Raw genomic sequence first — 22,691 nt, forward strand, 5'->3', positions numbered from 1 at the left:
TGGGAAGGCAGGCCGGTCGGGCCTTGACGCGGACGGCGGTCTGCACCACGCTCGTCGGCAGCGATCAAGACTTCGATCAAGGTTTCTTCGAGCGGAGAACGGGGTGGCCGTGACAGGCCCTGTACTTGCCGTCGACCAGGGCACGTCCGGGACGAAGGCGCTGGTCGTCTGCCCCGAGCGGGGCGTCATCGGCAGCGGCTTCGCGCGCGTCGCGCCTCGCTACCGGCCCGGCGGCCGTGTCGAGGTGGACCCCCGCGCGCTGCTCTCCTCCGTCGTCGACGCCGGGCGCCAGGCGCTCGCCCGCGCGGGCGAACCGGTCATGGCCGTCGGCCTCGCGAACCAGGGCGAGACCGTCCTTGCCTGGGACCCCGCCAGCGGCGAGCCGCTCACCGACGCCATCGTCTGGCAGGACCGCCGCGCCGCACCCGTGTGCGACGAACTCGCGCCACACGCAGGCGAGTTGACCCAGCTGACCGGACTGCCGCTCGACCCGTACTTCGCCGCCCCGAAGATGGCCTGGATCCGCCGCGAGCTCACCCGCGACGGCGTCGTCACGACCAGCGACTCGTGGCTCGTGCACCGGCTCACCGGAGCGTTCGTCACCGACGCGGCCACCGCGGGCCGGACCCAGCTCCTCGACCTCGACACCACCGACTGGTCACCCCGAGCCCTCGACCTCTTCGGTCTCACGGGCGAGCGCCTCCCCGACGTCGTCGACGCCGACGGGCCGGTCGGCGTCACGACCGCGTTCGGCCCCGGCATCGCCCTCACCGGCCTGCTCGTCGACCAGCAGGCCGCGCTGCTCGCCCAGAGCGTCACGGAAGCGGGCACCGCCAAGTGCACCTACGGCACGGGCGCGTTCCTGCTGGCGCAGACCGGACCGACACCCCGTCGTGCCACGACCGGCCTCGTCAGCTGCGTCGCCTGGCGGCTCGGCGGGAACACCAGCTACTGCCTCGACGGCCAGGTGTACACGGCCGCGTCCGCCGTGCGCTGGCTCACCGACCTCGGCGTCATCTCCGGAGCGGCCGACCTCGACCCCGTCGGCTCCGCCGTCCCCGACAGCGGCGGCGTCACCTTCGTCCCCGCGCTCGCCGGGCTCGCGGCCCCCTGGTGGCGCGGCGATGTGCGCGGATCGGTCACCGGACTGGGTCTGGACACCGGACCCGGGCACCTCGTCCGCGCCCTGTGCGAGGGCATCGCCGCCCAGGTGGCGGGGCTCACCGACGCCGTGGCCGCCGACCTCGGCACCCCTCTCACCTCGCTGCGCGTGGACGGCGGGCTCACTCGCTCCGCGCTGCTCATGCAGACCCAGGCCAACCTGCTCCAACTGCCCGTGGAGGTATCGGCGTTGCCCGACGCGACCGCGCTCGGCGTCGGCGCCGTGGCCCGGCTCGGCACGGACCCGGCACTGTCACCGGAGCAGGCCGTCCCGCAGTGGGCGCCGTCCGCCGTCTACGAGCCGCGGATCGGCGCCGACCAGGCCGCCGAGCGGCTTGCGCGCTTCCGCGCCGAGGTGGACGCCCTGCTGGAGCGCTCGCCCGCGACGGCACCCGCCGTATGACCGTCACGACCAGCGGCGAGCTGCCCGGCGGCCTGCACGACGTCGTCGTCGTGGGCGCCGGTGTCGTCGGCGCCGCCATCGCCCGTGAACTGGCCCGGTACCGGCTGCGCACCGCGCTCGTCGACGCGAGCGACGACGTGGGCAACGGCACGTCCAAGGCCAACACCGCCATCCTCCACACCGGTTTCGACGCAATCCCCGGCTCTCTGGAGGCCCGGCTCGTACGCGAGGGACAGCGCCGCCTGGCCGCCTACGCCGCCGAGAGCGGCATCCCCGTCGAACCCGTCGGCGCGCTCCTCGTGGCCTGGGACGAGGAGCAGCTCACCGCCCTGCCCCGGCTCGCCGACAAGGCCGTGCGCAACGGCTGCCACGACACCCGCCTGCTGGACGCGGCCGAGACCTACCGCCGTGAACCGCGCCTCGGTCCCGGCGCGCTCGGCGCCCTGGAGGTCCCCGGAGAGTCGGTGATCTGCCCCTGGACCACGACGCTCGCGTACGCCACCCAGGCCGTACGCGCCGGAGTCGCTCTCCACCTCAACTGCCGGGTCGAGTCCGTCACCGGGGGAGCGGTCCACGAACTGTCCACGGACCGCGGCCTGTTGCGCACCCGCTACCTCGTCAACGCGGCCGGGCTCCACGCTGACGAGATCGACCGCCTGCTCGGCCACGACGACTTCACCGTCACCCCGCGCCGCGGCCAGCTGATCGTCTACGACAAGCTCGCCCGCCCCCTCGTCCGCCATATCCTGCTGCCCGTGCCGACGGCGCTCGGCAAGGGCGTGCTCGTCGCGCCGACGGTGTACGGCAACGTGCTGCTCGGCCCCACCGCCGAGGACCTCGACGACAAACGGGCGACCGGGTCCACGGCGCAGGGACTCGAATTCCTCCGCGAGAAGGGCCGGCGCATCCTGCCCGACCTGATCGACGAGGAGGTCACCGCCGTCTACGCCGGACTGCGCGCCGCCACCGGGCACGAGGACTACCGCATCCGCTCCCGTCCCGCGCAGCGGTACGTCACCGTCGGCGGCATCCGCTCCACCGGGCTGACCGCCTCGATGGCCATCGCCGCGTACGTCGGGGGGCTGCTCCGCGACGCGGGACTCGATCCCGGGCCCGCCGGGCCCCTGGAGCCCGTGCGCATGCCCAACATCGGCGAGGCGTTCCAGCGCCCGTACCAGCGGGCCGACCTGATCGCCGCCGACCCCGAGTACGGCACGATCGTCTGCCACTGCGAGCGCGTCACCCGCGGCGAGATCCGCGACGCCCTCACCGGCACACTGCCTCCCGCATCACTCGACGGTCTGCGGCGCCGCACGCGTGCCCGCGGCGGCCGCTGCCAGGGGTTCTTCTGCAGCGCCGCCGTCCGCGACCTCTTCGACGCCCACCGCGCCGGGGAGCCGGCGGGCGGAGACGCACGATGAGCCGACGTGACCCCCGGGGCGGGGGCGCCCGATGAGCCGACGTGACCTCTCCGGTGATGCGGCCGGCCCGCAGCCGCGCCGGGAACGCGCCGTCGACGTGCTCGTCGTCGGCACCGGCCCGGCGGGCCTCGCCGCGGCCGCCCGGCTCGCCGCCCACGGCGCGGGCAGGGTCGAAGCCGTCGAACGCGAACAGGAGCCCGGCGGCATTCCCCGCCACTCGCCCCACCGGGGCTTCGGCCCCCGCCACCGCCCCCTCGACGGCCCCTCCTACGCCCGCGGGCTCGTCGACGCCGCCACAGCGGCCGGAGCCGTCCTGCGCACCTCCGCCACCGTCACCGACTGGGCCGGGCCGCTCACCGTCGACCTCACCACCCCCGCGGGACTGGAACGGGTCACCGCGCGGGCCGTCGTCCTCGCCACCGGCGCCCGCGAACGTCCCCGCAGCGCCCGCCTCGTCCCCGGCACCCGGCCGGACGGCGTGCTCACCACCGGTGAACTCCTGCGGTCCGCGCACCGGTTCGGGCGCCGCGCCGGCGGCCGCGCCGTCGTCGTCGGCTCCGAGCCCGTCGCGCTCACCGCCGTCCGCACCCTGCGCGGGACCGGCGCCGAGGTCGTCGCGCTCGTCACCGACCGGGCGCACGGCCCGCTGCAGTCGCCGCACCATCGCGTCCCGGTGCTGACCGGCACCACGGTCGCCGAGCTGACCGGACGCGGCCGGCTCACCGGCGTACGGCTGCTCGGCCCGGACGGCGTCCTGCGCCTGATCGCCTGCGACACGGTCGTCTTCACCGGCGACTGGATCCCCGACCACGAACTGGCCAGGCACGGCGGCGTACCGCTCGATCCCGCCACCCGCGGCCCGGCCGTCGACACCGCCCTGCGCACGGCACGGCCCGGCGTCTTCGCCGCGGGCAACCTGCTGCGCGGGGCCGAACCCGCCGCCACGGCCGCCGACGAGGGACGGCACGCCGCAGCGGCCGTTCTGCGCCACCTCGGCGGCTCACCCTGGCCCGGTGAGGGCCTGCCCGTCCGGTGCGAGCCGCCGCTGCTGCGGATCACCCCGAACGTCGTCACCCCCGCCGCCCCTCCGCCTCCGCACGGCCGCTTCCTGCTGCGCACGGCGGAACGGCTGCCGCACGCGGTCCTCCTCGTGGAACAGGACGGCCGGCTTCTGCACCGGCAGCCGCTGCCCGGCACCGCCGTGCCCGACCGGGCTGTCCAACTGTGGCCGGGCTGGCTCGGCGGCGCGGACCGGGACGGCGGCGCGGTCCGCATCAGCGTCATGTCCGATTTCCGCCAGCCGGGCACCGTGGAGCCTCCGATACTGGCCCTATGACCATCGACGGCAGCCGGACGTCCGACGGGCGCCCCGCGCGGACACGGTCCGAGGACGTCCTCACCGGGACTCTGACCGAGGACAGCAGGTACCAGGCGGTGACCAGCCGCGACGCCCGCTTCGACGGCGTCTTCTTCTTCGCCGTCTCCACCACCGGCATCTACTGCCGCCCCAGCTGCCCGGCGGTCACGCCCAAACGCCGGAACGTCTCCTTCTACCGCACCGCCGCTGCCGCCCAGAGCGCCGGATACCGCGCCTGCCGCCGCTGCCGCCCCGACGCCGTGCCGGGCTCCGCCGAATGGAACGTCCGCGCGGACGTCGTCGGCCGCGCCATGCGGCTCATCGGCGACGGCGTCGTGGACCGCGAGGGCGTCGCTGGACTCGCCACCCGCCTCGGCTACAGCGCCCGCCAGGTGCAGCGCCAGCTCAACGCCGAGCTGGGCGCGGGGCCCATCGCGCTGGCACGCGCGCAGCGCGGTCACACCGCACGCGTCCTGCTGCAGACGACGACGCTTCAGGCCGCGGAGATCGCGTTCGCGGCCGGGTTCGCGAGCGTACGGCAGTTCAACGACACCATCCGCGAGATCTACGCCGCCACCCCCAGCGAGCTGCGTTCCGCCCGCCCGGGACGCGCCCTCGCGCAGGGCGGGGGCGCGGGCGTCCCGCTGCGGCTCGCCTACCGGGGCCCGTACGCCGCCCGCGACATGGTCGACCACCTGGCGGCCCGCGCGATCCCGGGCGTCGAGGAAGTCGTCGGCGACGACGGCTCGCGCACCTACCGGCGCACCCTGCGCCTGCCCGGCGGCGCCGGAGTCGCCGAGGTGTCCGAACGGCCGGGTCCCGGTGGCTGGCTGGAGTGCCGCCTGCACCTCGCCGACCTGCGCGATCTGACCACGGCGACGCAGCGCGTGCGCCGCTTGTTCGACCTGGACGCCGACCCCTGCGCGGTGGCGGACCGCCTCGGCGCCGACCCCGTCCTCGCCCCGCTGGTCGCGGCCCGCCCCGGCCTGCGCGTCCCGGGCGCGGCGGACCCGCACGAGGCCGCGATCCGGGCGGTGGCCGACGGATCCGCGGCGGATCTCGTGGCGGCGTACGGAGAGGAGCTGTGCGTCCCCAGCGGCGACCTCACCTGCCTCTTCCCACGCGCCGAGAGCCTGACGGAGGCCGGTACGCCGGCGCTGCGTTCCCTGGCGACCGCTCTCGCCTCCGGCGACCTGACGCTGGACCCGGGCGCGGACCGCGAGGAGACCGAGCGCCGTCTGCTCGCCCTCCCCGGCATCGACGCCGCGACGGCCGCCCGCATCCGCATGCACGCCCTCGGCGACCCGGACGTACTGCCGCCCGACGACCCGGCGCTGCCGGCCGGCGCCGACCCGGAACGCTGGCGTCCGTGGCGCTCGTACGCCCTGCAGCATCTGCGGCGAGCAGAGGACGACCGTCAGTAGACGGAGTCCAGCGGCAGCCGCACGGACACCGTGGCATCAACAGGCGGACGGGTGAACGCCGTTGCCCCCAGAACCGCCGCCCGGAACGCATTCTCGGCACGCTTAGGGGCGCCTCATCCGCCAGGGCGCAGCCGCGTTGCTCGTCACTCGTACGGACCAGCAACGCAGCGGCCCGGACGCCCGGCAGGCCGAGAGTGGAGGGCGTCGCCCATGTCGTCCGCACCGGGAGCAGCCATGACCACATTCAACCGCCGCGACGTCGGACTCAACCGCCGCGACGTCGGACTCTTCGTCCTGCGGGTCGGTACCGGCGCCGTGCTCGCCGCCCACGGCACGCAGAAGCTCTTCGGCTGGTTCGGGGGAGGCGGCCTGGAGGGAACCAGCAAGGGGATGGAGGCCATGGGGTTCCACCCGCCCAAGGGGAGCGCCCTCGCCGCCGGCCTAGCCGAGACGGGCGGAGGTGTGCTGCTGGCCCTGGGGCTCGCGACTCCGGCCGCCGGCGCCGCGGCGGCGGGCAACATGGCCGGAGCCGTCTCCGTCCACGCGCCGGCCGGCTTCTTCGCGCAGTCGGGCGGTTTCGAGTACCCGGCGTTCCTCGGATTCTCGGCGGCGGCTCTCGGCGTCGCCGGTCCCGGCCGGTACTCGCTCGACCACCTCACCGGCCACCGCTTCGACCAGCCGTGGACGGTCGCCGCCGCCTTCCTCGCCAGCGCGCTCGCGGCGGCAGCCGTCGTCGGCAAGCGCGCCAAGGACCAGGCGGAGCCGGACCCGGACGCGGAGTTCGAGGACCCCTTCGACGAGTGACCCGCGGTCCGCCGCACCGACGTCCCGTGGCCGCTCCCGCCCGTCAGGACAGGCTCGCCACCACGTCCCGTACCCGGGCGGCCAGCGCCGGCGGCAAGGGGGCGTAGTGCAGCTTCGCCAGGTGGTTCTGGCCCTCCTCGCCCGCCGTGTACGTGAGGAAGGACTTGAGGGCCGGGAGCGCCGCGGCCGGTGTGCCCCTGTCGCAGACGACCTCGTACGTGACCTGGACCAGCGGGTACGCCCCCGGGGCCTTGGTCGCGTAGTCGAACTCCACCGTCAGGTCCTTGCCCCCGCCGGCACCCACCTCGGCGGCGGCGATGCCCGCCGACGCCGCCTTCGCCGAGACGGCGACAGGCTCCGGCGCACCGGTGTCCAGCCTGACCGTGGGAATCCTCTCCTCCGCGGCGGAGGACAACTCGAAGTACCCGATGGCACCGTCCGTGGTGTACACCTGCGAGGCCACGCCGTCGGAACCCGCCGCCGAATGGCCCCCCTTGGCCTGCCACGCCTTCTCCGCCTCGTAGGGCCAGTCCTCGGGGGCCGCGGCGCCCAGATAGGCGTTGAAGTTCTGCGTGGTGCCCGAACCGTCGGAGCGGTGCACCGCGCTGATGGGGGTCGGCGGCAGCGCGACGCCGGGATTCAGCCGCCGGATCTCCGGGGCGTCCCACGTGGTGATCTCCGAGTCGAAGATCTTGGCGAGCGTCGGCGCGTCGAGGACCAGGTCCTCCACACCGTCGACGTTGTAGCCGACGGCGATCGGCCCGCCCACCATGGGCAGGTCTATGGCCCGGCCGCCGGGGCAGGACTGGCGGGACGCCTCGACCTCGTCCGGCTTCAGCGCGCTGTCCGTGCCGGCCAGCACCGTCGCACCCCGCAGGAACTGGGCGACACCGCCGCCCGAACCGATGGCCACATAGCGGATCTGCACCCCGGGGCACGCCTGCTGGTACTCCCGCATCCAGTGCCTCATCGCGTTCTGCTGGGCTGTGGAACCCGACGCCGCGAGCCGCCCCTTCTGTGCGCAGACGATGTCACTCGGCACTTTGGCGGCGGCCTGCTCGCCGTCGCCGGTCGCACCGGTCCCGCATGCGGACAGCGACGCGGCGCCTGCCAAGGCTGCCAGCCCCGCGCCGAGCCGACGCAGCCGATTGATCCGTCCCTGCCGCACGTGCGTTCCCTCCCTGAGCCAGGGACAGATGTTTTCCGACATGGATGCTCGTTCGGTGACGCCCAGGCAAACGGCGGGCGTCGTTCAGGTGTTCTTCGGTCCCGCAGTCGACACCGCGGCCTGCTGTGCCGTGGGGCGAGAGCCACTGGAGCGCCTCGCGGTCGGGGTCGGGGGCCGTCGGCGGTCAGGCCGGCGACCCCCAGGCCGTTGTCAGCCCGTCCAGCCACGCGGGCGGCAGTTCGGCGGCGTCCCACTCCTCCCGTAGCGCAGACGGCGCCGTGGCGAGTCGCTCCAGCACGGCGACGCTGGTGGGGGAGTGGATGAGGGAGTAGCGGCCGTGGATCGCGATGCTGCTGCCGGGCCCGTAGCCCGCGTAGAGCCGCTCCAGGCGTGCCCGATGGGCTGAGGCGAATTCCGCCAGCAGCCCGGCGTAAGCGGCCCGTTGCCTGGAGGTCATCGTGCCGAGGACGGCGGTGAGCACCTGTTCGGTGACCTCGGGATCGAGGTCGGAGGCTGCGGTGAACGACAGGTAGAGGGGCGTGACCGCCACCTTCGCCCGCTCCACCTCCATCCTCCGGACGGGAGGACGATGGTCGGAAGAGCCGGCCGACGGGTCGGAGCCGACGACGTGTTGCAGCGCTCGTTCGGCGATGGCGCCGAGTGCGTCGACGACGGCCTGGGCGCCGTCGAGCCGGCCGGACTCGTAGAGCTCGCCCTTGTCCCCCGGCGCGCTCCGCCCGATTCCGCTGAGCTCCCTGTGCGCGAGGGCGAGGGCACCGGCCTCGACGAGTCCGATCAGCTCCTCCGCGTCCCCGGAGTAGACGCCCGCCCGCGCGAGGAGCTGGAGGAGCGTCGTCCTGGCGTTGAGAACGCTGACCGCGTCCAGCTGTTGCCGTCCTTCACCGGCGGCATTCATCAGGTCCTCCTCATCGCATGGGCGGTGCGGTGCGCATACGTTCCCGCTTCACGGTCCTCGGCTGTCGATGCTCTCAGCTCGGTGCGGCCGTCGTTCCGCCGACTGCCCGGAGACACGAGGCGGGCTTCCCTCCCACATCTCGCGGTACCGCTTCGCCGCGGCCGGCGCGGAGCGCAGCGTGTCCGGTTGACGGGCTGTGCCGGGCCGGGGTCGGCATCCTGCTCGCTCGCGGTCAGGACGTGGCCGTCGCTGGAGTACGGCTCGCGGTGCGCACCGGGCAGGGCAGGTGTAGAGAGGAGGGGTGTTCCTGCGCCTCGTCGGTCTTCGCCGGTCGGCGCGAGGGGGCCATGCCATGGTGGCCGTCCCGATCGCGCTCATGGTGGCGGTTGTCGTGATCGACGTTCTTGCGCCGCCCGACATTCACCTGGGCCCCTTGCTGGTCGCCGCCCCGGCGATCACCGCGTCGTTCGCCGGCCCCAGGCTGACGGGGCTCATCGCCGTCCTCGCGGTGGTGGCTCAAGCGATCATCGCGGTGCTGCGCGATCCGGACGAGTTGTTCTCGGCGAACCACCAGGCACAGATCGCCGCCCTGGTCCTGGTCGGAGCGAGCCTCGTGATCTTCTGCGTACTGCGGGAGCGCCGTGCCAATGAGCTGTCGCAAGTGAGGTACGTGTCCGAGACCGCCCAGCGCGTCGTCCTGCGGCCGCTGCCCAAGCAGATCGGAGCGCTGCGGGTCGCCTCCCTCTACCTTGCTGCCGAGGCCGAGGCCCAGATCGGCGGCGACCTGTATGCAGCCGTACGCACCGGCTCCGGTACCCGGTTGATCATCGGCGACGTACGGGGCAAAGGCATGACCGCCGTCGGTGACGCCGCCCTGCTGCTCGGCGCGTTCCGGGCCGCCGCCCACCGCCAGGCGACGCTGGTCGAACTGGTCACGTATCTCGACGGCAGCGTGTGCTGGGGCTTGGCCGAGCCCGGCGAGACGGACCAGACCGGGGAGACCTTCATCACCGCCGCCATTCTGGACATCCCCGACCAGGGCGGCGTGGTTCATATGATCGACTGCGGCCACCCGCCGCCCGTTGTGCTGCGAAACGGCCGTGCCACGACGATCGATGCCTACCAGCCCGCGCCTCCGCTGGGCCTCGGTGAACTCGCGCGCCCTCGATACCAGATCGACGCATTCAAGTTCGAGGCGGGAGACCTCCTGCTGCTCTACACGGACGGGGTTGTCGAGGCCCGCGACTCCACCGGTGTCTTCTACCCGCTCACCGAGCGGATCACGGGCTGGACCGAGAGCAACCCCGACGCTTTCCTGCGTCGCCTCCGGCGTGATCTGCTCGACCACGTCGGGGGACGGCTGGGCGACGACGCCGTCATGATCGCGATCGAGCGCCATCCACACCCAGGCGATGGGGATCGCGACTGAAGATCCGGCTCGACGAGCCCGGCTCGGGCCGGCCCGGGGCACGCTGGTGGGCACGTGTCAGCGCCGACGCGTCCACGCCGATGCGCGCCGGCTTGGTCCCTCAGACGGACGCAGAGGTCTTTGCCTTGGTGATGAGCAGGTCGAGGAGCGAGAGCAGGGCGTCACGGGCGTCGTGACGGGAGCGGGCGTCGAGCATGAGGATGGGCGTGTTCGGGTCACGCAGATGCAGCGCCGCCCCGATCTCCTCCGCGGTGTACAGCTGCTCGCCGTTGAAGCAGTTCGCGGCGACCACGAACGGAAGCCCGCGGTTCTCGAAGAAGTCGACGGCCGGGAAGCTGCGGTCCAGGCGCCGGGTGTCGACCAGCACGATCGCTCCGAGAGCTCCGTTCAGCAGGTCGTCCCACATGAACCAGAAGCGTTCCTGGCCCGGCGTACCGAACAGGTACAGGACGACCCCGGCGTCGGTGAGGGTGATACGGCCGAAGTCCATCGCGACGGTGGTCACCGTCTTGGACTCGATTCCGTCGAGGTCGTCCACGCCGACGCCCGCGGCCGTCAGCCGCTCCTCCGTACGCAGCGGCTCGATCTCGGAGACTGCCTCGACCAGCGTCGTCTTGCCGACGCCGAATCCCCCGGCGATCAGGATCTTGACGGGGGCCGCTTCCCGGGCAGGGGAGTCATATACGGGCAAGGCTGTCCCTGATTCTCATGAGCAGGTGGACATTGGTGGTCTCGGCCTCCTCCAGGGGCGGCCGGTGGTGGATCAGCCCGCGGTCCGCGAGTTCGCCGAGCAGGACCGTCATCGGAGTGAGGCGCATGTGCATCCGGGCCGCGATCTCGGCGACCGCGCGCCCGTCCGGAGCCGGGCACATGGAGAGGATGGCCTGCCACTCGGTGGGCAGGCCACCGCAGGCGTCCGCGGCGACCGCCGCCGTGATCGTGGTGTCCATGGTCAGGACGGTGTGCGGGGCGGCTGTACGGCCATCGGTCAGCGCGTACAGCCGAGTCCGGCGGCGGCCTCTGTGCTGCGGGTCGTCCGGCATTACGACGTGGGCGCCTGAGTGCGTTCAGGTGTGCCCAGCCACTCACCGAGCGCCTGCGCCGTCCGCACCGCCTCGCCGCCCAGCTCCCCGAGCCGTGCCTTGCGGGAGGTCACGACGATGAGCGTGCTGCCCTCGCCGCACCCGACGATGCAGAGATACCTGTCGTCCATCTCGACCAGCTGGCGGATCACCCGGCCGCCGTCGACCTCCCTGGATATCGCCTTCATCGTGGCCGCGATCCCGGAAGACGCCGCGGCTATGCGCTCCGCCTGCGGCCTCTCCAGCAGGTAGGCGCTGAGCTTGATCCCGTCGTTGGAGAGGAGCACGGCTCCCTGGACACCGGCGATCCTGCTCAGATTGTTGTCCAGGATGCTGTAGATCATGTCGTTCGTTGTCGTCGTCATGGCTGATCCTGTCGGAGCTCTTCTTCTGCTGTCTGGGTTCCGTGTTCGTAGTCCGCCCAGGCGTCGGCCACCTCTTCGGGTGTCGCCGCGTTCTGGCCGACCACGGGTTCCGGTGCGCGTGGCTCGCGCAGTTGCTCGGCGATATGGGTCTGCGGGACCCGCTCGGGCAGGACGGGCCGCGAGTCGCCGACCGGCGCCACGGGCCGCACCGGGAGCGTGCTCTCCCGCGACCGCTCCTGCGTCCGACGGCTCGGCAGACCGGACCGCGAATGCAGGACCAGCTCGGGCTTGCGTTCATCGAGGCGGCCCGGTGCGGGGACAGGCTCGGCGGGGACAGGCTGAGGGGGGACGGGCCGGACCGAGGTGCGTGGCTGTTCCCGCTCGGTCGGCACGAGCAGCTCCTTGGGAATGATCACTATGGCCGACGTCCCGCCGTACACCGACCTGCGCAGCGTGACCCTGGCCCGGAGTTGCTCGGCGAGGTGGCCGACCACGAAGAGACCCAGCCGGTGTGCGTTCTCCGCCAGGACGGCATACGGCGGGGCCGAGTGGAGCCGGCCGTTCATCTCCTCGTAGCTCGCGGGTGTCACGCGCGGACCGCGGTCCTCGATCTCGACCGACAGACCGTCAGCCACCAGGTCCGCCCGGATGACGACCTTCGACTTCGGCGGGGAGAATCGGGTGGCGTTGTCGAGCAGCTCTGCCAGCAGGTGGCTGATCTGGCTGATCACGCGCGGTTCCACGCTGATCTCGTCCAGGGCCTGCCGCTCGATCCGCCGGAAGTCCTCGACCTCCGCCGCGGCTTCGCGCAGCAGGTCGGCGACGCGCATGGGCTCGGTGTGCGGGTCGGGGATCTCACCGCCCGCCAGGATGAGCAGGTTCTCGATCTGCCGCCGCATGCCCACCGTCAACTGGTCGGATCGCATCAACTGGGCGAGGAGCGCTTCGTCGTGGCCGAAGGTGTCCTGGAGGTCCTCGGTGAGGCTCAACTGGCGGCTGACCAGATTTCCGGTACGTGAGGCGATGCCCGCGGCAAACATGCCGAAGCCCTGTCGCTCGTCCGCGAGTGTTCTGTGCCCGTCGACCGATACGGCGACGACCCGGGCGAACGCGTCGCTGATACGTCCGACTTCGTCCTGGTCCCCGCGGACCGTGGGCAGCATGTCAGCTGGGACGGGCTGCCCCCGCTGCAGGCGGTCGACGACGTCAGGCAGCGTGTCCTCGGCGATGGTCACCGTGCGTTCGTGCAGATGGTGAAGGCGGCGCAGCACCGAGCGCGTGGTGAACACGACGACGGCGGTGACAAGCAGCAGTGCGCCGCCGCTTCCCGTGATCAGCCAGGCGACCTCTGCCTCGAGCTCCGCCGCCTCGGTGTCGGCCTGCGCGAGCAGCCCCCGCGCCCGGCCGGCGTTCAGCGTCTCCAACTGCGGCGCCCACTTCTCGTGCGCGGCCGGCCAGCCGCTGACCGCCCGGGGCAGCTTCACGCCGAATCGGGTGTCCGTGTGCTCGGAGACGACCTCGTTCTCGATGCGGGTCTTGGTCTGCCACGCTTCCGAGTGGGCCATCCGAGCGTAGAGCTCGTTGTCCTCGGCAGGCAGATACGGCACGATCCACATGTCGTACAGGTACCTGTGGGCGCCGATGGCATTGACGATGTCGGCGAACCTGGAGGTGGTCAGTTCCCTGGACGGTCCGGCCTGCGCGAGGATCGTGTCCTGCTGCGCCAGCATCTCGGAGGCCGAGAACATGGCGACGACCACGCGGCCTTCCTGAGTGAGCCCGCCGTCTTCCGTGTGGCTGAACTCGTCCTGGTAGAAGCGCACCATCTGGCTGATGACGCCGGTGTAGTAGGCGATCGTACTGTCGGCGCTGCCGCTGCGGGCGTCCGCGCGTTCGCGGTAGGCATCCAGGTCGTCGAGGCCTTCCATCACCTCCAGGAGGCGACGGTCCGCCTGCTCGGATCGCGCCCCGCCGGTGGAGGACGACCGGCGGAACTCGGCGGCTGCCCGGTCCGTGGCGGCACGCCGCTTCCGCAGGTCGTCCTCGGACACGGAAGAGCCCGCCCACCGCGCGGCAGTCATCGTCCGCTCGGCCTGCATCTCGACCATGAGGTGGTACAGGGGTACGCCGATCCGCTCACCGGCCGCCACGTCGGCGCGCAGGTGATGCGCACGCTCCAGCAACCGGTCCGCGCTGATGAAGGCCTGGACACCCATGGCCGTGGTGGGGACCACCGCCAGCCAGATGAGCAGCGTACGCAGGCGCACGGTACGCCGCCGACGAGCCGTCGACCGGCCTTGTGACCCTTCGGGTTCTATGGGAGACATCAATCCTCGGGAGCGGGGGAAAGCGGGCGGCGGACCATCAGCCGGGCCAGGCGTAGTCCTGGGGAGGGGACTTGGGGAACGCCGGGTCCGCTTCGGTGGGACGTAGGGGTGCCGATCATAACCAGCCACGCCGAGAAAGAGAGGGCTTGCGGCAGTGATCAATTGCGTGGTAATGGCCCTGGAGGCGTTGAGGGGCGGAGGCTGCGTCGGGCCAACGCGTATGTCCCCGAAGGGATCCAGTGTCGTGCACGGTGGTCACCGATCGCCTACCGCGGCCACTTCCAGAGGAGGGGGACCGAGCTTCGCGTGACGGTGCGGACGGCCCAGCTGTGGCGGTACACCCCTTCAGCGCATGGTCGAAATTTCGCCATATACAGGTGAGCAGTTCGCCGCAGTGCCCTCCGGCGACACGGGGTCGGCGAGCGCTCTCGGGCCCGCTCCGCCCGCCGCGGGGACGCGGAGCGGGCCCGAGAGGTGCGCAGGCGCGTCAGAGGGTGAGGAGCACCCCGGTGGCGCTGCGCTCGTCCATCGCCTGCTTTGTCGTCACCGGGATACGGCAGCAGGTCAAGATGGACGCGGTCCGGCACGGTCTTCACGCCGGGCGTGCGGAGGAACTCGAGATACGGGCCGACACCCTTGGCGGAGCGCAACACCGCATGATCGTCAGTCACCTCATGCAGCGTCCAGTCCATCGCCTCACCCCAGTTGTTGTCTTGGGTTCCGGGACAGGAACGACGTCGATGCCGACGGCGACCGGGTGCGGCCAGACGAGGCCGCCGGCGGGGCCGACGCAGGTGGTCACGCCGGGGCCGTAAGCACTCCAGCCGAGCGCCTCCGCCCAGAACCGGCCGACCGACGAGGCATCAAGAGCCTTCATGTTCACCATGACAGGTCGCAGTGCCATGCCGACGATCCTGTGCACCCGGTCTGCAACGACGCAGGTACCGTCGCCCGACCGAGATCAACTCGCTCACCAGAGCTCAACGTTGTCCGCCTGGCGGTCGCTCCGGCTGGGTCTGTGGGGCTCAACGACCCAGCCGAACTATCCCGAGATCGAGCGCGCCGTAGAACGTGCGGGATGCACCGACCCTTGCCCGGCAACAGGAGGCCGGCTGACGAGCGGTGGCCGAAACGCCGAGAGCCGGCCAGTTCGCTCGTGCAGCAGCCGAGGGTGATGGTCCCGTGCACCTCGGCGGCGCCACGCTGAAGATGAACTTCCGCACCCGCGGCGTCGATCTTCTGGTCTTGGTGGCCGGGGACCGGGGAGGCCGACCGGCCGTGGTCGGCGATGCCGATCGCCTTGAACGCCTGGGCAGAGCGTGTGATGCACTCGTCGGACCCGACGTCGGAATGAACGGGAACGAGGGTGGAGGAATTGCGGACCATGGGTTACACCACCGCGGAGTACGGTGCGGTCACCGTACTTGTCGGCGCCGACCGCGGCGCCTATCCCTACGGAAATTCGCTGCTTGTGCGCGGCGCGACGGCGTCGGTGGTCATCGACCCGTCGCTGTCGCTCGTCGGCGTCGCTCCACCGGCGGACGCCGTGCTGGTGAGCCACGCGCATGAGGACCACATCGCCGGCCTGGGAAGCTACGACGTCCCCGTCCACATTCACGATGGTGACCTGGAAGCGCTGCGATCCCGTGAGGTCATGGTCGCCGGATTCGGCCTCTCGCCCGAGTCCGTCGACGAGGTCGACAAGACGATGCGGGATCGGTTTCACGTACGGGGCCGTCCGGACGCGTCGGGATGCGCCGACGGCACCGCCTTCGACCTCGGCGGTCGCACGGTGACCGTCGTGCATCTCCCCGGTCACACCGCAGGCCACAGCGGATTCCTGGTCGAGCCGGACGGCTTCCTGTTCCTCGCCGACATCGACCTGACCTCGTTCGGCCCGTACTACGGCGACGTCGGCAGCAGCCTCGAGGATTTCGAGGCGTCACTGCGAAGGTGCCGGGAGATCGACGCACGCTGGTACGGCACGTTTCACCAGAAGGGTGTGATCGAGGGGACAACGGAGTTCCGGCATCGGCTCGACACCTTTGCCGGCGCGGTGGAGCGGAGGGATGCGACGCTCCTCGCCTTCCTCGGCGAACCGAGGACCCTTGAGGAGATCGTCGCGCACCGGCTGGTCTACCGGTCCCACGTCGAAGGACCCCAGGTGGGACCGGTGGAGCGGAGGACGGCGATCCAGCACCTGGAGCGGTTGCTGAAGGGGGGATTCGTCGCCGAGGTGGAGAAGGGACGGTACCGCGCGACGTGATCCCCGGATGGGACGCGGTGGTGACGCAAGCGGCGGCTTCGGGCAGGAATGGCACGCACCGTGCGGCGGCTGCGCCGCCGTTCGGGGCGTGACCGGCGACCGGTGCAGGACCGTCCAGTGGCTGCGGTCCTGCCCTGGGCTCCCCCTTTCGGTGCGAGGGATCTCTCACTGGCCGGGAGCCGGCGGCGAGACCGGCTCTTCGGATTGCGGGTGGCGTGCGAACCAGCGGGCGACAGGTTCCGCGGTCACTCCGTGCAGGATCACGCTGAGCAGGACGGTCGCGGCCGTCACGTTGACGACCAAGGCCGCGTCGTCTTTGGGGAGTTGAACGTAAGCAAGGACCGCGAAGACGATCGAGGTGACACCGCGCGGGCCGAGCCAGCCGACCGCGGCACGTTCGGGACGACTGAACCCGATTCCGGTGAGTGAGGCGACCACGGGGACGAACCGGGCCACGCTGAGCACCAGCACCGCGTAGGCGAGAACCTGGAGGGCGATCCCGTCGGCGAACGCCTCCGCGGCCAGAGAGCCGAAGGCGTACCAGGCCGTCAGGGCCAGCAGATGGCTGACGTCATGCACCAGGTCGAGTGAGTCGCCGCCGATCACGGACACGGTGTTCGCGTACCAAAGGCCCGCGACGAACGCCGCGACGAAGCCGTTGCCCCCGACGAGGACGGAGGCCGCGTAGGTCAGGAACGGCAGCGCCGGCCCCGCCAGGCGCAGGCCGGCGGGCTTGGCCCACCCGGATTCCAGGGCCCAACGCACCACCCGGGAGGCCAGATACCCGAGGACGGTGCCGACGATCGCGGCGTACACCGCGCCCTTGAGGGCGTTGAGGAGAAGGTCGGCGAAGGAGGCGCCCTCGGCGGAGACGAGGTTGGCGACGCAGAAGACGAAGAGCGGTGAGATCAGTCCGTCGTTGAAGCCGCCCTCCATGTTGAGCGCGGCGCGGACCCGCAGGGGCACGCGCTCGTCGCGCAGGAACATCAGGAGCGGGGCGAGGTCCACGGGCATGACGACGAGAGCCGTGACGACGAGCAGCCACCAGCTCGTTCCGGGGAAGACCAGGGCACCGGCCAGTGTGGCGAGGACGAGGGAAGCCGGCAGGGCGAGCCCCAGCAGGCGTCCCTCACCCACCGGGCCACGCAGCCGGGCGTAGTCCCGCGCCTCGGTGGCGTCCGTGAACAGCATCACGGCGAGGACGAGTTCGATGGTCCGCTCGAAGGTTTGGGTGTCCATGTCGAGCGGCACGACCGGATGGTCACCGCCACTGAGCAGGATGCCCGCCACGGCGAACGTGATCGGCGCGGTGATGCTCCACCGCGCCAGCCGGTCCGACACGACAGCCCACAGGAACAGCAGGGACATCAGGACGAGGAGAGCGATCACGGCGACTCGCAGGAGCGGGAGCGGGGGCGACAGACGAAGTCAGAGGTCACATCCTCGCAGGTGAGACGGAGATCCGAGGCCTGGACACCCCAGAGTCTCCGCCCCCTGACGGGGTGATCTCGCTGCGGATGTCAGGCAGGGGAAAGTGGGGCAGGCGTCACCCGTCCCCGACATGCGTGCTCCAGCCGGACCTTGACGGCCTTCGTCTGCGTGTACTGCTCCGGCGCGGCCTCGTCCAGCTCATGGCCCCCCGGACTGCTTGCAGCCGCCGAAGGGCAGGGCGGTGTCGAAGGCGTTGTAGCAGTTCACCCAGACCGTGCCCGCCTTGAGTTGGCTCGCGACGAGGTGGGCCTTGGAGACGTCCTCGGTCCACACGCCGGCTGCGAGACCGTACGGCGAGTCGTTTGCCTCGGCGATCGCCCCCGCGCCGCGCTGAACGGCGCGGCGACCCCACGGGCGGGAGGATGAGGGCGGGTGGGGGGATCTCGGCGAGGCTGAACGGGATCTCCAGTCCGTTTCGCGCCGGTCCGGGCTCTGCGACCGGTAGCTACGAGAGTGCGCGCAGGAATGGTCTGATGGTGCGGACGAGTTCCTCGGGATGATCCCACTGCGGCGTGTGTGTGCCTGGGGTGTGCACTGCCTCGACCCCGAGTTGGGCGGCGAGCCAGGTGGCGACGTCGCGGAAGAAATCCGGTGATTCCCGGCTGACCAGGACCTGGGTAGGGGTGGCGATTCCGGCGAGCGTCGCGTCGTCAGGGCGGTAAGGCTCGAACGTCCCCATCTCGGCGCTGAAAAGAGTCTCCCCGTTTGAGGCCATCCTGTGGCGCAGGTCTGGGTCCAGGCGATCCCAGTTGTCGTCGCCCGCGACGAATCGGATGAAGTGTCCTACGGCTTCCTGAGGACCCCCAGCCGCCATACCTGCTTCGACGACCGACCCGACTGCGGCCTGGACCTCGCCCGGGTTCTCCAGGACTGAGAGCAGCGGGGGCTCGTGCAGGACCGCGCCGCGGACGACGCCGGGGTGGCGGATGAGCAGGTCGAGGGCGAAGGTCGCCCCGTAGCTGTTGCCGAACACAGCGGCGGGAGCGAGCGCGAGCGCGGTAAGAAGTGCTGCGGCGCCGTCGGCCTGCTCAGCTACAGAGGTTGTCTCCCACCCACTGGGGCGGGGGCTGCGTGAGTTGCCACGCCTGTCGTAGGTGATCACGGTGAATTCATCGGCGAGTAAGCCCGCGACTCGGTCGAAAACGTCGCCGCAGGCCGAACGCGGCACGGGGCGGCGGCCGGTGGAGCGTGTGAGGGCGCTCCGCCGGCCGCCGCATGCGTGCGTCAGGCCCTGACGGGCTGCTCCGGCAACGCGGCCGCACGCCGATGTCCCGTGACGCTCCCCAGCCAGCCGAGCAGGAACGCGACGGGCAGCGACACCAGGGCGACCGTCTGCAGCGGGAACCAGGAGATGTCCCACTCGGGGAACAGTGCCATCGGGCTGCCGGAGAAGACGGGGCTCACGACCTGGAGTCCGATCGCGCAGCCGAGACCTCCGTACAGCGTCCACAGCAGCCCCCTGCGCGTGAAGCCGCGCCAGAACAGCGAGTACACCAGCGCCGGGAGCAGGCAGGAGCCCGCCACCGCCAGGGAGATCGTGGACAGGAAGCCCATGTTCCAGCCCTGCACCCACACCGCGAGGCAGATGCTCAGCACCCCGACCAAGGCGGACGCGATACGGGCCGCGGCCACCTCCCGGCCCTCGGTCGTGCGCCCGCGGCGGACGACGTTGGTGACGAGGTCGTGGGCGACCGAGCCCGCGGCCGCCAGCGTCACGCTCGCGACGACTGCCAGCGTGGTGAGGAACACCGCGCAGGAGACCAGCACGACGAGCCATGCCTCGCCCGTCTGCGCCGACGAGCCGCCCGCCAGATCGCCGGTGAGCATCAGCAGGCTGCTGGTGGCCCCGGGGTCGGCGGCGAGGATCATCGGGGCGCCGATCAGCGCCGCGGCCCCGAATCCCAGCACGGTGGTGAGCAGGCAGATGGCACCGACGACGGCGATGGTGTGGCGGACCGTACGGCGTGCCGCGGCGGCGTCGGGCGCGGTGTTGAGCTGGGTGGCGACATGGGGCATGCATGCGACGCCCAGCACCACGGTGATCATCAGGCCGATGAAGTCGAGCGTCCCCTCGACCGGGCTGCTGGCGGCGAACCGCAGGCCCGGCCGCATATAGCCCTCGGGACGGCCGCTGCCCCGCCCGGCGGCCTCGATGAGGGAGTCGGGGCTCCAGTGGAAGCGGTGGAGCAGCACCGCCGCCACGGCCACGGCCATGGCGAGCAGGATCACCGTCTTGATCACCTGGATCGCGATCATGCCGCGCATCCCGCCGAAGGCCGTGGCGCAGACGACGAGGGTGCCGATCATGACGATGGCGGTCTGCTCGGCGCCGGGACCGGACAGGCCGAGCAGCATGGCGGTGGTCCTGCCCGCGCCGGAGAGCTGGACGATCAGATACGGGACGCACGCGCTCAGCGTGACGACGGCGACCGCGATCCTGACCGCGGGCCCCGGGGCCCGCAGGGCGAACGTGTCGCCGAGGGTGAAGGTGCCGCGTTCCCGCAGCGGGCCGGACAGCAGGAGCAGGACGCCGAGCGACAGCACGGTGCACAGGGCGATGAACAGGCCGTCGAAGCCGAAGACCGCGACGGCTCCCGTCGTGCCGAGCACGGTCGCGGCGGAGAGGTAGACGCCGGTGAGGACGAGGGCGCCCTGGACGGGCCGCAGCCTGCGGCCCGCCGTGTAGAAGTCGTCGACCCGGTCCCGCTCGGGGCCGTTGAGCACGCAGATGAACAGGATCGGGACGATGAAGGCGAGGAAGCCGACGAGAACCCAGGAGCGGGTGCCCGTGTCCAGGTCGAGGGTGCCGGGGTCCCCTGCGGCGAGCAGGATCTGAGGGAGCATCAGTGCTCCTCCTCCGGCTCGTACGCGGCCTTCTCGTAGGCGGCGCGGTCGTAACGCGCCGCCGACCACAACAGGAGCGCGCCCTGCGCGAGAAGGGCGACGACGCCGAGGTTGATCTGTCCGGCGACACGGGTGGCCAGCAGGTCCTCTGCGGCGCAGGCAAGCAGGAGATGGACCGCGAAGGTCAGTCCGTTGACGAGCGCGAAGGATCTGCCCGGCCGGTGGGGCCGGGGTCTTTGACGGAACGGAGGGGTGTGCGGATGGGCGTGCTGATGGGCCATGGAGCTCTCCGGGCAGGCAGGGATGCGCGCGCATCGCCTCGCTCGGGCGATGCCTGGCGAGGGCATTGCCCTGATGGCACTGCCCCCTGATGAGGGCTCACCAGAGCACGTACCGATCAGTCAGTCCATGCGCTTCGGGCACTCCGCTGTCCGCTCCCAACGCCGTAGGAGCGCGACTGTGCTGATGCCCATTCGGCCATCCGCGGTAAGGAATCCGGCCATGGTGAAACGCGTGCCGGGAGCTGTCCACCGCCGTGAAGCCGTACGCGTGCCAGGTGGCTGTACTCCCGTTGCGGACTGCGCGTGCCAGACGGGCGTACCCCGTGCGGCTTCAGCCTTCCGGGTCGGAGTCCCGCGCGTCCCCGCAGCCGAGGACGGCCGCCGGCCCGAGCAGTTGGAGCGTGTCGAAGGCGAGCGTGAGCCGTACGAGATCGCGGGGGCGGGACAGTTCGAGACCCGTGATCTGCTCGAAGCGGCGCAGCCGGTTCAGCACCGTGTTGCGGTGGCACAGCATGTGCCGGGCCGCCTGGACCGCGGAGCCGCCCTTCTCGATCCACACCCCGAGCGTGTCGATCAGCGTTTCGCGGTCGGCGGGCTCCAGGTCGTACAGCGGCCGGAGCACCCGCAGGGCCAGCTCGGCGGACAGGTCCGGCCGTGAGACCAGAAGACCGTCGGGCAGACGGGCGTCGAGCCGCGCGACATCCCCGTCCGCGCGGCAGGTGCGCAGGGCGAGTCCGGCCATCTCCCGCGCCCGGGGCAGGTTCTCCAGGCCGTGGACGACGGGACTGATGCCGATGCGCATGCCGGGACCGGCGTCGAGGGTGGAGGCGAGCGCGTCGAGTGGGCGGTCGCCGAGGTGGGCGACGAGCACATCGCGTCCTGCGCCGACATGGCGCAGGACGCGCATGCCACGGATCTCCGGGACGGCGTCGCGTGCACGGCCGAAGGGTCGCGAGGCCCGCAGCTCCGCCACCGCGAAGCGTCCGTCGGGCGGCAGATCGAGGATCGACGCGGCGTCCTGGATGAACGCCGGGTCGTTACGGCTCTCCAGGACGGCGGCGAGGATCAGGCGCACCCGCTCGTTGTGCCGGCTGGCCACGCCCTTGGCGACGTGGCGGTAGGCGTCGGCGAGCAGGACGGCGTCGCGGTCGTTCATCTTCCACACCAGCTCCGCCACGTGCACGAGGTGACGCTGGTCGCCGAGCCCGTCCCGCTCCACGACGCTGATGATCCCGCTCCAGACCTCCGAGCCGGCGACCCGGAAGGCGTGCATCACCTCGTCGAGGGGGCGGCCCTCCTCGGCACGGCGTATGCCGAGCTCACGGGTGTAGCGCTCGATGTCCACGATGCGGCCCGGGTCCAGGGCGGCCTCCAGCCCGAAGCGGATGCCGGTGTCCGCGGACTGCCTGAGGTCGGGCGGCGAGAGTACCGGGTCGGCGTAGTGCGGCACCTCGGTGCGGATCTGGTGCACCACGGAGTCGGTGAAGGAGGTGCCCTGCCCAAGAAGCCGTCGGCAGGCGTGGTCGAACAGCTGGAGCGGCGAGGAATCGGCGGCGGCTGGGGGCAGCGGATCGACGGTGGAGACAGGAGTGACGCGGGGGCGGACCGCGCCACGGACGGAACGGGTGTGCATGGACCCTCCAGACGGACGGGGCGTGCAAGGACACCACGGCGGGTCGCCATGTCTTGTGCTGCGCGGGGCGCAGATGCGGATGCTCCACCGGTCGGCGATCGGCGTGTGGCGGCGGGCGCACCCTTCAAGGAATCCACATGCTAAGCAGTCGGTCATCCCTTGGGGCGAGACCTCCGCCAAATCGTGATGATCCACGCACAGGAGGAGGTACGGATTGTTCCCCCTCACAAGCGGGCCGCACGCCGGCTGGGAACTGACAGCGGCTCGTTCCCAGTCCATGGACGCCCTGCCCCCGCCGTGTTCTCGTAGCGCTCCCGGC

The 22,691-nt window shown here is 71.6% G+C and carries 19 protein-coding genes and 1 pseudogene; 7 read left to right on the forward strand and 13 right to left on the reverse strand.

Features of this window, described 5'->3' with window-relative positions; all coding sequences use genetic code 11:
• Window positions 1-109 precede the first annotated feature (109 nt).
• From ACWD0A_RS00145 to ACWD0A_RS00165, 5 genes are all read left to right on the forward strand, one after another.
• On the forward strand, window positions 110-1,564 hold the full coding sequence (locus ACWD0A_RS00145) for an FGGY family carbohydrate kinase (protein ID WP_451293054.1): 1,455 nt from the start codon (window positions 110-112) through the stop codon (window positions 1,562-1,564).
• Complete coding sequence (locus ACWD0A_RS00150; protein ID WP_451293056.1) at window positions 1,561-2,985, forward strand: FAD-dependent oxidoreductase; 1,425 nt, start codon at window positions 1,561-1,563, stop codon at window positions 2,983-2,985. Before ACWD0A_RS00145 ends, ACWD0A_RS00150 begins: the two co-directional genes overlap by 4 nt.
• 31 nt (window positions 2,986-3,016) lie before the next feature.
• Window positions 3,017-4,321, forward strand: coding sequence for an NAD(P)/FAD-dependent oxidoreductase (locus ACWD0A_RS00155; RefSeq protein WP_451293058.1), 1,305 nt, complete (start codon window positions 3,017-3,019; stop codon window positions 4,319-4,321).
• 71 nt (window positions 4,322-4,392) lie between these two features.
• A complete protein-coding gene (locus ACWD0A_RS00160; RefSeq protein ID WP_451293519.1) occupies window positions 4,393-5,766 on the forward strand; it encodes a DNA-3-methyladenine glycosylase 2 family protein in 1,374 nt (457 codons plus the stop codon).
• Window positions 5,767-6,000: 234 nt separating this feature from the next.
• Entirely contained in the window at window positions 6,001-6,570 is a 570-nt protein-coding gene (locus ACWD0A_RS00165) for a DoxX family protein (RefSeq protein WP_451293060.1), read from the forward strand.
• A 43-nt stretch (window positions 6,571-6,613) separates the two neighbouring features.
• On the opposite strand, the gene pstS is transcribed toward ACWD0A_RS00165, so the two are convergent.
• Together pstS and ACWD0A_RS00175 are read right to left on the reverse strand one after the other, a co-directional pair.
• Window positions 6,614-7,738: a phosphate ABC transporter substrate-binding protein PstS gene (gene pstS / locus ACWD0A_RS00170; RefSeq protein ID WP_451293062.1), complete on the reverse strand. Its 1,125-nt coding sequence runs from the start codon at window positions 7,736-7,738 to the stop codon at window positions 6,614-6,616.
• A gap of 184 nt (window positions 7,739-7,922) precedes the next feature.
• Complete coding sequence (locus ACWD0A_RS00175) at window positions 7,923-8,654, reverse strand: hypothetical protein (RefSeq protein WP_451293064.1); 732 nt, start codon at window positions 8,652-8,654, stop codon at window positions 7,923-7,925.
• A gap of 352 nt (window positions 8,655-9,006) precedes the next feature.
• Here ACWD0A_RS00175 and ACWD0A_RS00180 point away from each other — a divergent pair, with 352 nt between their 5' ends.
• Window positions 9,007-10,083 (forward strand): PP2C family protein-serine/threonine phosphatase, encoded by a 1,077-nt coding sequence (locus tag ACWD0A_RS00180; RefSeq protein ID WP_451293066.1) that lies wholly within the window; start codon window positions 9,007-9,009, stop codon window positions 10,081-10,083.
• 100 nt (window positions 10,084-10,183) lie between these two features.
• On the opposite strand, the gene ACWD0A_RS00185 is transcribed toward ACWD0A_RS00180, so the two are convergent.
• The 5 genes and pseudogenes from ACWD0A_RS00185 to ACWD0A_RS00205 form a co-directional block, all read right to left on the reverse strand.
• Window positions 10,184-10,774 carry a GTP-binding protein gene (locus ACWD0A_RS00185; RefSeq protein WP_451293068.1) on the reverse strand — a complete coding sequence of 197 codons (591 nt, stop codon included), beginning with the start codon at window positions 10,772-10,774 and terminating at the stop codon, window positions 10,184-10,186.
• The gene (locus tag ACWD0A_RS00190) at window positions 10,761-11,126 is read right to left on the reverse strand and encodes a DUF742 domain-containing protein (protein ID WP_451293070.1); all 366 of its coding nucleotides are present in this window, start codon (window positions 11,124-11,126) and stop codon (window positions 10,761-10,763) included. Before ACWD0A_RS00190 ends, ACWD0A_RS00185 begins: the two co-directional genes overlap by 14 nt.
• Complete coding sequence (locus ACWD0A_RS00195) at window positions 11,126-11,530, reverse strand: roadblock/LC7 domain-containing protein (protein WP_307712262.1); 405 nt, start codon at window positions 11,528-11,530, stop codon at window positions 11,126-11,128. The genes ACWD0A_RS00190 and ACWD0A_RS00195 overlap by 1 nt, the downstream gene beginning before the upstream one ends.
• Window positions 11,527-13,797, reverse strand: a complete 2,271-nt coding sequence (locus ACWD0A_RS00200) for a nitrate- and nitrite sensing domain-containing protein (RefSeq protein ID WP_451293073.1) — start codon at window positions 13,795-13,797, stop codon at window positions 11,527-11,529. The genes ACWD0A_RS00195 and ACWD0A_RS00200 overlap by 4 nt, the downstream gene beginning before the upstream one ends.
• Window positions 13,798-14,357: 560 nt before the next feature.
• Window positions 14,358-14,761, reverse strand: a pseudogene (locus tag ACWD0A_RS00205) (VOC family protein); the annotation flags it as partial.
• A 480-nt stretch (window positions 14,762-15,241) separates the two neighbouring features.
• Here ACWD0A_RS00205 and ACWD0A_RS00210 point away from each other — a divergent pair.
• Window positions 15,242-16,123: an MBL fold metallo-hydrolase gene (locus ACWD0A_RS00210; RefSeq protein WP_451293075.1), complete on the forward strand. Its 882-nt coding sequence runs from the start codon at window positions 15,242-15,244 to the stop codon at window positions 16,121-16,123.
• A 165-nt stretch (window positions 16,124-16,288) separates the two neighbouring features.
• Here ACWD0A_RS00210 and ACWD0A_RS00215 read toward each other — a convergent pair whose 3' ends face one another.
• The 6 genes from ACWD0A_RS00215 to ACWD0A_RS00240 form a co-directional block, all read right to left on the reverse strand.
• The gene (locus ACWD0A_RS00215) at window positions 16,289-17,512 is read right to left on the reverse strand and encodes a cation:proton antiporter domain-containing protein (protein ID WP_451293077.1); all 1,224 of its coding nucleotides are present in this window, start codon (window positions 17,510-17,512) and stop codon (window positions 16,289-16,291) included.
• 240 nt (window positions 17,513-17,752) lie between these two features.
• The gene (locus ACWD0A_RS00220) at window positions 17,753-17,887 is read right to left on the reverse strand and encodes an aldehyde dehydrogenase family protein (protein ID WP_451293079.1); all 135 of its coding nucleotides are present in this window, start codon (window positions 17,885-17,887) and stop codon (window positions 17,753-17,755) included.
• A gap of 172 nt (window positions 17,888-18,059) precedes the next feature.
• On the reverse strand, window positions 18,060-18,782 hold the full coding sequence (locus tag ACWD0A_RS00225) for an alpha/beta fold hydrolase (protein ID WP_451293081.1): 723 nt from the start codon (window positions 18,780-18,782) through the stop codon (window positions 18,060-18,062).
• Window positions 18,783-18,838: 56 nt separating this feature from the next.
• On the reverse strand, window positions 18,839-20,458 hold the full coding sequence (locus tag ACWD0A_RS00230; protein ID WP_451293083.1) for a sodium/solute symporter: 1,620 nt from the start codon (window positions 20,456-20,458) through the stop codon (window positions 18,839-18,841).
• Window positions 20,458-20,739: a hypothetical protein gene (locus tag ACWD0A_RS00235; RefSeq protein ID WP_451293085.1), complete on the reverse strand. Its 282-nt coding sequence runs from the start codon at window positions 20,737-20,739 to the stop codon at window positions 20,458-20,460. Before ACWD0A_RS00235 ends, ACWD0A_RS00230 begins: the two co-directional genes overlap by 1 nt.
• Before the next feature lie 331 nt (window positions 20,740-21,070).
• A complete protein-coding gene (locus tag ACWD0A_RS00240) occupies window positions 21,071-22,372 on the reverse strand; it encodes a PucR family transcriptional regulator (protein ID WP_451293087.1) in 1,302 nt (433 codons plus the stop codon).
• Between the last annotated feature and the right edge of the window lie 319 nt (window positions 22,373-22,691).

The organism is Streptomyces sp. NPDC002867 (assembly GCF_053591895.1).

Coding starts and splice junctions, on each gene's coding strand:
- ACWD0A_RS00240 (WP_451293087.1), bottom strand. CDS start 22,372: ATGCACACCCGTTCCGTCCGTGGCGCGGTCCGCCCCCGCGTCACTCCT.
- ACWD0A_RS00150 (WP_451293056.1), top strand. CDS start 1,561: ATGACCGTCACGACCAGCGGCGAGCTGCCCGGCGGCCTGCACGACGTC.
- ACWD0A_RS00195 (WP_307712262.1), bottom strand. CDS start 11,530: ATGACGACGACAACGAACGACATGATCTACAGCATCCTGGACAACAAT.
- ACWD0A_RS00190 (WP_451293070.1), bottom strand. CDS start 11,126: ATGCCGGACGACCCGCAGCACAGAGGCCGCCGCCGGACTCGGCTGTAC.
- ACWD0A_RS00230 (WP_451293083.1), bottom strand. CDS start 20,458: ATGCTCCCTCAGATCCTGCTCGCCGCAGGGGACCCCGGCACCCTCGAC.
- ACWD0A_RS00175 (WP_451293064.1), bottom strand. CDS start 8,654: ATGAATGCCGCCGGTGAAGGACGGCAACAGCTGGACGCGGTCAGCGTT.
- ACWD0A_RS00210 (WP_451293075.1), top strand. CDS start 15,242: ATGGGTTACACCACCGCGGAGTACGGTGCGGTCACCGTACTTGTCGGC.
- ACWD0A_RS00165 (WP_451293060.1), top strand. CDS start 6,001: ATGACCACATTCAACCGCCGCGACGTCGGACTCAACCGCCGCGACGTC.
- ACWD0A_RS00155 (WP_451293058.1), top strand. CDS start 3,017: ATGAGCCGACGTGACCTCTCCGGTGATGCGGCCGGCCCGCAGCCGCGC.
- ACWD0A_RS00235 (WP_451293085.1), bottom strand. CDS start 20,739: ATGGCCCATCAGCACGCCCATCCGCACACCCCTCCGTTCCGTCAAAGA.
- ACWD0A_RS00180 (WP_451293066.1), top strand. CDS start 9,007: ATGGTGGCCGTCCCGATCGCGCTCATGGTGGCGGTTGTCGTGATCGAC.